The 12,098-nt window shown below is 26.3% G+C and carries 5 protein-coding genes and 10 pseudogenes; 13 read left to right on the forward strand and 2 right to left on the reverse strand.

Annotated elements, in window-relative coordinates:
- Together bdr (HNP67_RS06120) and HNP67_RS06125 are read left to right on the forward strand one after the other, a co-directional pair.
- Positions 1–489 (forward strand): Bdr family repetitive protein (bdr, locus tag HNP67_RS06120; protein ID WP_184125611.1); only part of this gene is annotated, 489 nt, incomplete at its 5' end.
- Between the two features lie 105 nt (positions 490–594).
- Positions 595–1,009 (forward strand): annotated as a pseudogene (locus HNP67_RS06125) (Mlp family lipoprotein).
- Between the two features lie 39 nt (positions 1,010–1,048).
- Here the strand turns inward: HNP67_RS06125 and HNP67_RS06130 are convergent.
- Positions 1,049–1,940, reverse strand: a pseudogene (locus tag HNP67_RS06130) (ERF family protein).
- A gap of 175 nt (positions 1,941–2,115) precedes the next feature.
- On the opposite strand from HNP67_RS06130, the pseudogene HNP67_RS06135 reads away from it, so the two are divergent.
- From HNP67_RS06135 to HNP67_RS06165, 7 genes and pseudogenes are all read left to right on the forward strand, one after another.
- Positions 2,116–3,223 (forward strand): annotated as a pseudogene (locus HNP67_RS06135) (plasmid maintenance protein).
- A gap of 10 nt (positions 3,224–3,233) precedes the next feature.
- Positions 3,234–3,800 carry a DUF226 domain-containing protein gene (locus HNP67_RS06140; protein ID WP_184125613.1) on the forward strand — a complete coding sequence of 189 codons (567 nt, stop codon included), beginning with the start codon at positions 3,234–3,236 and terminating at the stop codon, positions 3,798–3,800.
- Positions 3,776–4,531: pseudogene (locus tag HNP67_RS06145) on the forward strand (ParA family protein). Before HNP67_RS06140 ends, HNP67_RS06145 begins: the two are co-directional and overlap by 25 nt.
- A 43-nt stretch (positions 4,532–4,574) precedes the next feature.
- A complete protein-coding gene (locus HNP67_RS06150; protein WP_184125615.1) occupies positions 4,575–5,135 on the forward strand; it encodes a chromosome replication/partitioning protein in 561 nt (186 codons plus the stop codon).
- Between the two features lie 12 nt (positions 5,136–5,147).
- Positions 5,148–5,476: pseudogene (bdr, locus tag HNP67_RS06155) on the forward strand (Bdr family repetitive protein).
- Positions 5,477–6,062: 586 nt separating this feature from the next.
- Positions 6,063–6,707 (forward strand): annotated as a pseudogene (locus tag HNP67_RS06160) (YqaJ viral recombinase family protein); the annotation flags it as partial.
- 2 nt (positions 6,708–6,709) lie between these two features.
- Positions 6,710–6,838, forward strand: a pseudogene (locus HNP67_RS06165) (DUF261 family protein); the annotation flags it as partial.
- 3 nt (positions 6,839–6,841) lie between these two features.
- On the opposite strand, the pseudogene HNP67_RS06170 reads toward HNP67_RS06165, so the two are convergent.
- A pseudogene (locus tag HNP67_RS06170) lies at positions 6,842–7,489 on the reverse strand (site-specific integrase); the annotation flags it as partial.
- A 434-nt stretch (positions 7,490–7,923) separates the two neighbouring features.
- Here HNP67_RS06170 and HNP67_RS06175 point away from each other — a divergent pair.
- From HNP67_RS06175 to HNP67_RS06190, 4 genes and pseudogenes are all read left to right on the forward strand, one after another.
- The gene (locus HNP67_RS06175; RefSeq protein ID WP_184125617.1) at positions 7,924–8,934 is read left to right on the forward strand and encodes an ErpC protein; all 1,011 of its coding nucleotides are present in this window, start codon (positions 7,924–7,926) and stop codon (positions 8,932–8,934) included.
- 241 nt (positions 8,935–9,175) lie between these two features.
- Entirely contained in the window at positions 9,176–9,841 is a 666-nt protein-coding gene (locus HNP67_RS06180; RefSeq protein ID WP_184125619.1) for a hypothetical protein, read from the forward strand.
- Between the two features lie 271 nt (positions 9,842–10,112).
- Positions 10,113–10,676, forward strand: a pseudogene (locus HNP67_RS06185) (DUF603 domain-containing protein).
- A pseudogene (locus HNP67_RS06190) lies at positions 10,673–12,023 on the forward strand (PBSX family phage terminase large subunit). Before HNP67_RS06185 ends, HNP67_RS06190 begins: the two co-directional pseudogenes overlap by 4 nt.
- The last annotated feature ends 75 nt before the right edge of the window (positions 12,024–12,098 follow it).

Below are 12,098 nucleotides of genomic sequence, written 5' to 3' on the forward strand. Positions count from 1 at the left end.
ATTGCAGGTGTAAGTCAAGAACAAATATATAAAGAGTTTCTTCGACTAGGCATGGAACAACTAATAGCACAAGATTTATCTAAAAGATATTATCACAATGAGCTAACATATAGAGATTTAGAAAATTTAGAAAAACAATTTGGCATAAAGTTTGATAATCTTATTTCTGAAATTTCTTATGTAGAAAAGAATTTGCAAAAAGATATATCTAATCTCGATGTTAAAATAGACAATGTTGAAAAAAATTTAAATCTAAAAATAGATAATTTAGACACTAAGATTGATGCTGTAGAAAAGAATTTACAAAAAGACCTATCTAACTTGGATGTTAAGATTGATAGTGTTAAAAATGAACTTAATATAAAGATTGATAATGTAGAAAAGAATTTAATGTCTCTTACAGAAATGCTTAAATGGGTATTAGGGATTATGGGAGCAATGTCTATAACAATGATAGCGGGACTAATATTTGCCTTCATTTCTAAATAGCTACTAATTCACTTAAAGAATATCAATTCAAATAATAATTGTTTATCCAATATTTAGTATTAATAATTGATTTATTAAATATTATTAATAAAAAACGGAGTAACAATGAAAATCATCAACATATTATTTTGTTTATTTTTGATCATGCTAAACGACTGTAATTCTAATGATACTAATACTAGCCAAACAAAAAGCAGGGTAAAATGTGATTTAGCTCCAAAAGAAGTAACACAAGAAAACTAAAGAAGAACTACTTAGAGAAAAGCTAACTGAAGCCCAAAAAACACCCCTTGACTGGTTAAAAACTGCTTTAACTAATGCTGAAGAATTTGATAAATTTTTACAACATGATGAATCTAAAATAAAAGGCACGCTTGACCATATAAAGAGTGAACTTGATAGTTGTACTGGAGATAAGGTTAATAATAAACATATCTTCAAAGAGGTAGTCCAAGGGGCTCTTAAAGGGGGGATAGATGGTTTTGAAAGTAATGCTAGTAGTACATGCAAAAATTCTTAATAGCTAATATCAGCCCCCAAATAGGGGGCATTAATATTATTATGCTGTAAATATATAATCAAATTGTTTATCTCTTTTTAAGACACTAAAGAATATTAGTGGTCTAGCACCATAAATAGGTCTCTTAAACGACATAAACTTTTCAAAATCCTTTAAATCCTGCAATTTATTGTTTTTCTTGAAATAGTCTTTTTATAATCTCCGCTCAATAGTTTAATCCTCTTAAAGTCGCTATTTTTCTCAAAATACGCGATCAGATCTGCTTCAATTTTCTTAATATCATCACCATTATTAGGGGCTATATTCTGAATAAAGCTTATTTTTTGAATAATTGAGTTTATATTATCTTTTATTGTAGGGTCATTTACCCAATTTGTTATATTAGACAACGCTTCTTTAAAAACACCGTAATTATAAAACTTATCTTTTTTTGTTCTTGCTTTTGATTAACACTAGCTTGTTTACTAGTTATAGAATTTCCATTTTCATAATTATTGTAAATAGGCGCTGCATCAATATCCATTTCACTTTTTATATAAAGACATGCAACTAAAGCGTACCTTTTGACATAAGTAATAGCTGAACCAACAAGTTGTGGCATTGTATTCAAATTTTTAGAACCATTTTCAGTGTTCCATCGTAAATTTTCTGTAAAAATTAGTGTATTAAGCGAGTGTTCATATTCAGTACTTTTACTGTAAAATGTAGTCCTAACAACAGTAACTTCACCATTTTTTCCATCTACAAAAGTTGGGAATTGCCAAAAACCAAGCTTTAAATTGTGCTTTTTAATAACGTTTTCAATTTCTTCTAATATGTCATTGAAATCCTGATACTTATATCCGTCCCCTTTAAGACTTTTGTCAATACGCGACAAGTTCATTCTTAAAGTATCTATATCATTTAAAAAATCTATTTTTGTTTGAAACATTGTTCATAATTTACTCCTTTTATGATAATAAATAATTATATAGCAAAAACTATTTTTGCCAAGTTTTTTACAAAAATTTCTACAAAAAAATTAGGGCTTAGCTAAATTCTCTACAAAAAGAACTTCGCTAAACCCTTATATCATTTTTTGCAAATTATCATAAAAGGAGTAAAAAATGAAAGATTTTTTAATCACCACAAAAAGTCCAAGTTGTCACAACAAACACCAACACAAATTAATATCTCTTACCTCAACACTAGATTACCTAAACAAAAAAGATAAGAAATACACTCAAAAAAACATACTCTATTACTTTAATAGAAATCTTAAAAGAAATGGTCAAACTTCTACTACGCTAAGAACTATGCAAAATTATCTTTACAAATTAGAAAAAGTATTAAAAGTCACAACTAACTATTACCAACATTTAGGAGTAAATTTTAGGACTGAAATTTACTATAAGCTTAATTATCCTAAAAAAGAGTGTTACCTGAAAATCAACAAGTATTTTAAAGAAAAAAAAGACTCTAGATTTAAATCTAGAGTAAATAACTATTTTAAAGACAATTTTAATAACCATGGTAGTGTAGAGTTAGTGGAGTGTCTAAGTAATAAAAATAATAATATAAAAGAAGAAAAAAGAATTAACCAAATAGAAGAATATCAAGTAAAAACTTATTACAATAAAAGTAACATTAAGTCCAAAAGTTTTCTTTCTATTTTAAATTTAGATATTAATAAAAAAACAAAAATTGAAGTAATTAAAATTATAAAACGTGGTGAACTTGAACTAATAAAAAGATTTAATACAAATTTAAATAGATCTTGCTTCAAGGATAAGTAAATTAAATTAAAAGAAATTCTAAAAAATACTCAAAAACAATTAGAGCAAAAAGGATACAATAACGAACAATTAGAAACAAATTTCCAAAAAGTATATCAAGCCTACAAATTTAAGCCACATTTTATTATTGAAAATCATAAATATAAAGATTTAGATATCATAAAAAGAAAATTAGAAAAATCAATCAACCCAAAAGTAGAAAATCCTCAAAAAGATTATAAGAATTTAAAAATAAACATTTTTAATATCCTTGTTGAGCAACTAAAAAAAAGAGACAAATATTGAAATTCTAAAGCCTATTATAAAAGAATATTTGAATAACCAAAAGAAAATAGAATACAATAAAGTATTTGGTACATATTATTCTGAATTATCAGAGCTAATAAAAAATCAAAAAAAATCTTTAACTGTAGAAGAATTTTACATAAAGGTCGTATGAGGATTTAAATATGGAAAGCGCACCCGAACCTATTAAAACTATAAGAAGAGGAAAATGTAAAGTTAAATACCAAAATAAAGAACGCTTTATTTTAATTGAAAAAGAAAATGGTAAAGCAATATACCATACAAAAATAATGATGGACATTTATAAATTTGGGGTTTATGAGAAAAAATATGAATTTAGATTAGCATTAAGAGCATTATTTAATGGGGAAAGAATTGTTGAAGAAACTCATTTATACCCCATTAAAGAAGGGAATAAGTTTATTGGCATTTTTTATGGATACAGAAAACCAATAAAAAAAACCTTAATAAAGTATCAATTAAACGACATTAGAAAAGCGTATACATTAGCAAGGGCATACTATATGGAGTTTAGATGTAAGCACGGAAGTGTTTTTTGCTACTTCAAGGGACTATATCGCTTATTAGATAAAAAAAGAACAAACAGTCACTACAATAAAATATTATTTAGTATGTTTACGGATTTAGAACAACAAGTATATAAATTTTATGGGGAAAAATACCCCGAACAAGGACCGTTAATAAAATGGATAATAAAAAACCTAAAATAATAACAATTGCGTCAATCAAAGGCGGTGTTGGTAAAAGCACAAGTGCTATTATACTTGCAACATTACTTGCAAAAGATTATAAAGTGCTTTTGATAGATATGGATACACAAGCATCCACTACAAGTTATTTTTATAAAGAAATTTCAAATCAAAACATTGATATTGTGAATATCAATGTTTATAGAGTATTAAAAGAAAAGTTAGATGTTAATGATTCAATTGTAAAGATTAAAGAAAATTTAGATTTAATTCCCAGTTATTTAACTTTTAAATAAATTTTTAAGTGAATCCATACCATTAAAAGAGTTAAGGTTGCAAAATAATTTAGAATTTTTAAAGCGGAAGTATCATTATGTAATAATAGATACTAATCCTAGTTTAGATTACACTCTGTCAAATGCTTTAATGACCAGTAATTGTATAATAGTTCCAATGACTGCAGAAAAATGGGCAGTTGAAAGTTTAGAATTATTGGAATTTCACATGAACAATTTAAAAATAAAAATTCCAATATTTTTGATTATAACACGATTTAAGAAAAACAATACTCACAAGCAATTACTACAACACGTTGAATCTAAGGCAGGATTTTGGGATTTATCCATGAACGGGAAGATTTAAATAAAAAAATTGCTAAAAATGAAGAATTTGATATGACTAAAGATTATATTAATGAATATAAAGGTGTATTATCAAGATTTTTCATTATGTATGATAAATACGTTAAATAAATTCGTACGGATCCGTATGGATTTTAAATAAAAGAGGTTTATTATGGAAATAGAATTAAATAAGAGAGTTTTATTGAGGGTGGCAGATCCTGACGGTGAAAAAAAATTAATTACCAAAGAGGAGATATTTGCTCATTACAATGATTTAAAAAATAGGTTAAAGACTAATATAAAAAAGAAAATTTTTTATAAAGTAGAAAGTATTAGAATTTTAAAAGAAATCAAGGATAATGAATATTACAAATTAGATGGATATAGAAGTTTTGATGCTTTTGTAAAAGACTATAAATTGGCAAGAACTCAAGTTTACATATATTTAAAATTAGGAAAAGCATTGCAAGCGGGAATTCTTAATGAGGATTATATAATTGAAAATGGCATTCAAAATTCTCTTGATTTAATAGAAGGCCAAGAAACTTTAATAATAAAAAAATCAAAAAAAAATCCAATAAAACCATTAAGATTTCAACTTAAAAAGCAAGAAAGTTACGATTTTTATAAAAGCAATGCTAAATTTACGGGATTTTTGTTAGATAAATTATTTAGTGATGAAAAAGAAATAATTAAAAGAATTATGAAAGAATATAAACAATTAAAAGGATAATACGGATATTTTATGAACAATTTAGCTTACAGAACATATGATATAGAAAGTATAAAAAATGAATTTTTAAATATAGGATTTAGAGAGGAGGCAATAGATTTTGTTTTTCTTTATAATGATAATTACAACTTTGAATTTTTAAAAGAGAAAATAATTGATGTAGAGAAGAATTTACGAAAAGATATATCTAATTTAGATACTAAGATTGATAATGTAGAAAAGAATTTGCGCAGAGATCTTAATATGGAGAACAGGTTAATACATTTTATGATATTAAGGCAGCAATTTTTGGACCGATTTTGAATGCTTTATTTATTAAATATTTACAATATATCAAGTAATTGAAGAACATATAATTTTCTTTTTGGTAGTATAATGTAATTATTGAGAGATATTACTATAAAGTAACAGTTTATTTTTTGCTCTATTATTAATTAGAACTTATTTAAATTTTTTAACAAGAGAATTTAAGTAGGCTTTTTTATTTTAACAAATACAAATTGATTTTGATTTGAAGTTAGAGATACTGCAAGTATCGCAATTGTTTAAATATTTTTCAATTTTGACTATTTTTTTACAAAAATTTTTGCAAAAAAGATGGTCAAAGAAAGTTTTTGTTATATATTTATGTGTAATAAAAATTATAGGAGGAAAAAGTTATTTAGAAGTCCTAATTTATTAAAAATATTTTTTGATAAATATAAGTATTTATTAACTCACATTTTCCTAAAAAATAGAAATAAGGCTTAGCTATAAGCTTTAATAAAGAACTAGCTAAGCTCTATTTTTTTGTAAAAATCTTTGTAAAAAAGTTGGCAAAAATAGTTTTTGTTAAATAATTATTTATTATCATAAAAGGAATAAATTATGAACAATGTTTCAACTAAAAATAATGACCCATAAGACAATATTCAAGGAGAGCTCAAAATGATAAGTGTTAATCAACAAAGTTTTATTGGTTGTGAAATATTTGAGGAAAAATCTTCTCCCATTAAAGAAAAAAGTAAGTTAAGCAAGATAGGCAAAAAATTACCAGGAATAAGCAGCCAAGAATGCTTTAGATTTGATCGCAATCAAGATTTTAGGGTACAAAGAAACAAGCTTGATAAATATGTTGCTAGTGAAGTAGGCAATATTCTAATTGGCGGTGCAAGGCTAAAAGATTTAATGATAAACAGAGTGCTTAAATATTTTGGAATAAGTATGACTTTTGAAGAGAATTTGTATATGCTCAAGGGCAAAGAGTTAGAAAATTTAGGATTTAGAGAATTTGTTAAATCACACAGAGATAATATTTCTGTTTTGTATAAAAATAAATATGCTAATGGTGTTGATAAGTATAATTATTTTAAAAAAATGTGTAGTGCAGAAACTTTAGTAGGCTCAACAATTGATGGCTGGTTTATTAATAATAATGGAGATTTAGAACTTTTAGAGATTAAGAATAGTGATTCTAATTATATGAGTAGTGTTATTGCGAAGTACAATAAAAATAGCAATTTTTTAAGTAGTAAATATTTTTTCAAATACTATGTGCAGGCGCAAATGCAGCTAGCATGTACCGGGCTTGAGTAATAAAACAAAGTAATAAAGCTTTACGTCCAGAAATACAAAAATGGGGTTGTTACTTTTTGTGTCTGCATTACCATACAAGTGTATTTAAGAAACTTGAATTTAATGTTTATGATATAAATGCAGCGTATTTAACCATTAGATTTCAAATTTGAAATAAATAAATTTCTACATAAATGAAGTGATTTATTTGCTTTAAATCCTGATTCTTTAAGAAGATTTTTAAATTTTTTAGAAATATGTATAATGTCAATTTGGTTATCTTTAAACTTATGTTTGGTTTTTTGGAAAAGATAGGTGCGTCTTGTATCAAGATTTTTTTCTTCGAAGTGATTTTTGTGAGCTGTTTGGATAGCTTCAAACTTTTCGTAGTTGATAATAATTTCTCTAATACAGTCTACATTTCTTTTTTTTGCAACATTTACTTTTATGTTGTACAAAGTTTCTCCCGTTTTGCTTAAAAAAGTTGAAATATCTTGCATTTTTACTTTTTAAATTTCAGCACCCCTGCACCCACTTACTAACAGTAGATGTACAAACCATCCAGATATTGGGTCAATTTGTTTTGAGGTTTTGACGCATTTTTCAATTAGTTTGCTGGTTTTTTGGGTTAAGTAGAATTTAGGATTTGATTTTAAAGATTCTTTTTTAAGTTTGGTAGAATTTTTGAGTGAATTTTTAAGAATTTTGTTTTCATTTACTACTTTTTGATACTCTTGTATTAGTTTGAGTATAGAATCAATATTGTAATTATTTAAATTAAAATAATTATTAATGTCCATAAGACAAGCTCCTTCTAGGTGTTACTTTTAAATTAAGTAAAAGTAATAAAAATAGATAAAATTGCAATTTGTATTTTACCAAAAACTAAAAATTTTAGTCAAATTTTGTGTGGTCTCATTGCATGCTAAATTTGGGCTTTATGGTAGCTCTAGTAAACAGAAGAGGCAATTTTGGAGAGGTGCAGCTAAGAAAAAAAAGACTATATACTTTAGCTGACTTATAGCAAAGACTTTGAAATTTAGTTTGTATGTGTTTTGTAGTCTTTTGTAATGGGTAGGTCATTTGCAATGGAGAGATTTTGGGGAGTTGATTAAAATTACATTTGCGTTTTGTTAATATGTAACAGGGGAATGTAACAAAATTATATATTTAAATCTTTAAAAAATTGTAATTGTTAGGTGTTGCGTTAAACTTAAGACTTATGGAGTATCTTATGAATAAGAAAAGGAAAATGTTTACTATTTGTGTTGTTTTTGTAATTATAATTTCTTGCAAGAATTACACAAGTGGTGAAGATGTAAAAAAAAGTTTAGAACAAGATTTAAAAGGAAAAGTTAAGGGATTTTTATATAAAATTTTAGATCCAGTAAAGGATAAAATTACTTCAAGTGGTTCAAAAGTAGATGAAGTAGCAAAAAAATTACAAGAAGAAGAAGATAAAGTAAAGTATATAGAAGAAGTAAATGAACAAGCTGTAGACTTAGGAGAAGAGCGAGAAGAAAATAAAGAAAAAAATGAGAAAGTTATTAATGCAGAAGAAAAAGAAGAAAAAAACAAAGAAGAGAGTAATAAAGTTGTTGATTTAGGAGAAAAAGAAACAGAAGTTAAAAAGGAGACTAAAGAAGATGAAGATAAAGAAAAAATAGAGGAACAAAAACAAAAAGAGAAAAAAGCACAAGAAAGAAAACAACGACAAGAGAAAAAAGCACAAGAAAGAAAACAACGACAAGAGAAAAAAGCACAAGAAAGAAAACAACGACAAGAACAACAAGAAAAAAGGAGAGCTGAAAGCAAAATTAAAACACTTACAGATAAAATAGATAGGGTCAATGGAAATATTGACAATATAGAACGTCAGACAAGTGTAAAGCCGAAAGCAGTTATAGATAAAATTACGGGACCTGTATATGATTATTTTACCGATGACGACAAAAAAGCTATATATAAAACATGGGGAGATTTAGAAGAAGAAAATAAAGGATTAGGAAAGCTATTAAAGGAATTGAGTGATACTAGACACAAGTTAAGAACTAAATTAAATGTAGACAATAAACCATATACTGGTGGTAAGGAGCCCGACTTAAAAGAAAATGTAAATGTTATCGAAATTAAATCAAACTTAGAAGAATTAAAATTAAAATTAGAAGGGGTTAAAAGCTATCTTGAAGATAGGTCTAAATTTAATGAAATTAAAGGATACATCACTGATAGTTACGATGATTAATTATTATGAAGATTTTTAAATATAATTATAATTAAGTTTTGTATGCATAAAGTAACAGCTGGTAAATACAAATGTCCAGTTGTTACTTTTTTTACAAATTGCATTTTTATTAATGTAAATAAGATCTTAATGGGGCGGAAATAAAAAAGAATGGAGAAAAGCCTTTTGAAGGCATAAATTATGGGAAACAAGACTAACATCAGGTCTTGTTCTTCTTATTAATAATGGAGAATCATAATAAATGAAAAGAATTTATATTATTTTATATTATATATTTGCTTTACTTTCTTTAAATGCTAACGAATTGATGAAAGGGCTCATTACTGGTAACGATAATGATATTAATTTTGAAGATTTTAAACTACAAGAAAATAGTGCGTATTGGGAATTAAGAAATAAAAAAAACGAAAATGGAAATGAAAATACATATGTTATTGTATCGGCCGATAAAAATGTTTTTAACTTAATGTATATATTTGGGACTGCTATTGGCGAAGTCTTGAGTAATACTGATAAAACAGAAGAAAAAAAATACAATAATTTTATATTTAAGGACATCAATGGGTTGATAATTGCTTGTAGCGATAAAAAAAGGTCAAAGATTACTCTTCTTTTTAAAAAAGAATTATTTAAAAAGAACGTTAACAATATAAAAAATATCATTATTAGTTATTCTTTTGATAAAGAAAAGCCTATTATAAATTCACTTAATAATCAATGGATTATAGAAGGGGATAGCTTGTTGTGTTTAAAAGAAAATGAGACATCTAATTTTTTAAAAAAAGCATTGTCTAGTAGGGTTTTAAAAGTAAAAATATATGATAATCAAAAAATAAATGAGTCTTTCATTATTAGCCTTAGAAACTTTCAAGATTTATATGATATGTATGGACATAATTTTAATTAAGAAATTAAAAAGATTGAAGAAGAGATTAAAAAGTTATATATTAACAAATATAAGCTGAAAAAATTGCAAGAAATGATTTTAGAAGCATAAATTATAAAAAATAAGACTAGTTTATTAGTCTTATTTTTTATTGTTCATGTTTAATAAATATTGTAAAGATAGATCAGCGGTTAATGGATATTAAGAAATTAGTAGTTTATGTTAACAAATAACAAATTGTTTTACTATTTAGAGTAACAATTTGTTAATTTTGTTATTTTAGAAGATTTTTTTGAAAAAAGGTAAAAGGTCTTTTGATGATTATGTTGCATATTTTAGAGAAGGCTCATTAAGTGACGTAGAAATAGCAGAGGGATTAGGAGTTCTAGAGTAAATGTGTGGAGAATGAGACAAAAATGGGAAAGCGGAGAAATTTCTGTTAACGAGGCTTCTAGAGTAACAATTAATGAAGATACTTTTGAACAGCTTTTAGCACAAACTTTTAGATCAGAAGTCAAAGCTAGGAAAATTAGGGGAGAATTAGATTTAGAGCGCGCTAATTTAGAATTAGGATTTATACGTGAATTCAATCAATACTCTAGTGTTGAGCTTGATAGTATGCTTTCCAAAATAAAAGATTTAAAATGTGAAATTGATTCTTTATCTAAAGAATGTGATAAAAAAATGCAAATTGTGTTAATGAAAATATTGAATCTTTGAAAAGTGAGCTTAATGACCTTATAAAGGAGTATTCAATAAGGAAAATGGAGCTTTACTATGAATGTAGAAAAGAATTGCTATTGTTCATGAAGCTGAAAGTAAAAGCAACTATAAAAATAGTAAAGGGCACAAGTGAACGTATATCAAACAAAATTTTTTACAACACTTCAAAAGCAATATAAAAATCAGTTTGGAGTTGACATATCTAAATTTTTAAAGCCCACAAGCTCTGCGGTTAATTTTGATCAATTTGAAGATAAACATTTAACTTAAAACAAAAGAATGTGATAAAAAGTATTCAAAAAAATAATGAAAAGAAGATTATATTTGGTGGCGGCATAGCTAGCGGCAAAACGTATCTTGCATGCTATCTTTTTCTCAAAAGTTTAATTGAAAATAAAAAGTTATACTCTAGCGATACTAATAATTTCATTATTGGCAATTCACAACGTTCAGTTGAAGTTAATATTTTGGGGCAATTTGAAAAGCTATGTAAACTTCTTAAAATCCCGTATATTCCAAGACATACAAATAATTCATATATTCTGATTGATTCAATTCGCATTAATCTATATGGTGGAGATAAGGCAAGTGATTTTGAAAGATTTAGGGGTAGCAATTCAGCACTTATTTTTGTTAATGAGGCCACTACTTTACACAAGCAAACTTTAGAAGAAGTCTTAAAAAGACTTAGGTGTGGACAAGAAACTATTATTTTTGATACTAATCCAGACCATCCGGAACACTATTTTAAAACTGATTATATTGATAATATAGCGACTTTTAAGACATATAATTTTAAAACTTATGATAATGTTCTACTTAGTAAAGAATTTATCGAAACTCAAGAGAAATTATATAAAGATATACCAGCATATAAAGCAAGAGTTTTGCTAGGTGAATGGATAGCAGGCAGCGATTCAATTTTTACACAAATAAATATTACTGAAGATTATGTGTTTACTAGCCCAATAGCGTATTTAGATCCAGCATTTGTATTGGAGGAGATAACACCGCATTATGTGTTATGGAGCGAGTTGATGATAAGTATTATGCTTTTGTATTTCAAGATCAGCGACCAGCAAATGATCCTTATATTATGAATATGGTCAAGACTGTTTTAGAAAATTTCAATGTACATACACTTTATTTGGAGGATAGAGATAATACTAAAGGTGCTGGTGGATTGACTCGTGAATATATGACGCTTAGGAGTAATATGACTCAATATTTTAGAATTGCTCCAGTTAAGCCAAAGTCTAATAAATTTAGCAGAATAACAACTTTAATTACACCGTTTACTTACAAAAAACTTTACATTGCAAAGTATAGTAGTGCTTCTGTATTTAATGATATTTATGCGTATAAAGGGGATAATAAAACCTATGATGATGCTCTTGGTGCAATATCTGCCGCATATTTGATGATGTCTTTAGGGTATAGAGAGCGAAGTGTTCACTTTAGCAATCAAAGATTTTTGTAAATTTTATTGACAAAAATATTAGTTTTTGCTATCATACATCTAATTTAATAAAGAGAAGTAAAAAGGTGTGTGATT

The organism is Borreliella californiensis, assembly GCF_014205885.1.
Classification (GTDB): domain Bacteria; phylum Spirochaetota; class Spirochaetia; order Borreliales; family Borreliaceae; genus Borreliella; species Borreliella californiensis.

What these genes read in the sequence shown, in the direction of transcription:
- HNP67_RS06175 (WP_184125617.1), top strand. Translation starts at nt 7,924, where the DNA reads ATGAATAAGAAAAGGAAAATGTTTACTATTTGTGTTGTTTTTGTAATT.
- HNP67_RS06140 (WP_184125613.1), top strand. Translation starts at nt 3,234, where the DNA reads ATGGAAAGCGCACCCGAACCTATTAAAACTATAAGAAGAGGAAAATGT.
- HNP67_RS06180 (WP_184125619.1), top strand. Translation starts at nt 9,176, where the DNA reads ATGAAAAGAATTTATATTATTTTATATTATATATTTGCTTTACTTTCT.
- HNP67_RS06150 (WP_184125615.1), top strand. Translation starts at nt 4,575, where the DNA reads ATGGAAATAGAATTAAATAAGAGAGTTTTATTGAGGGTGGCAGATCCT.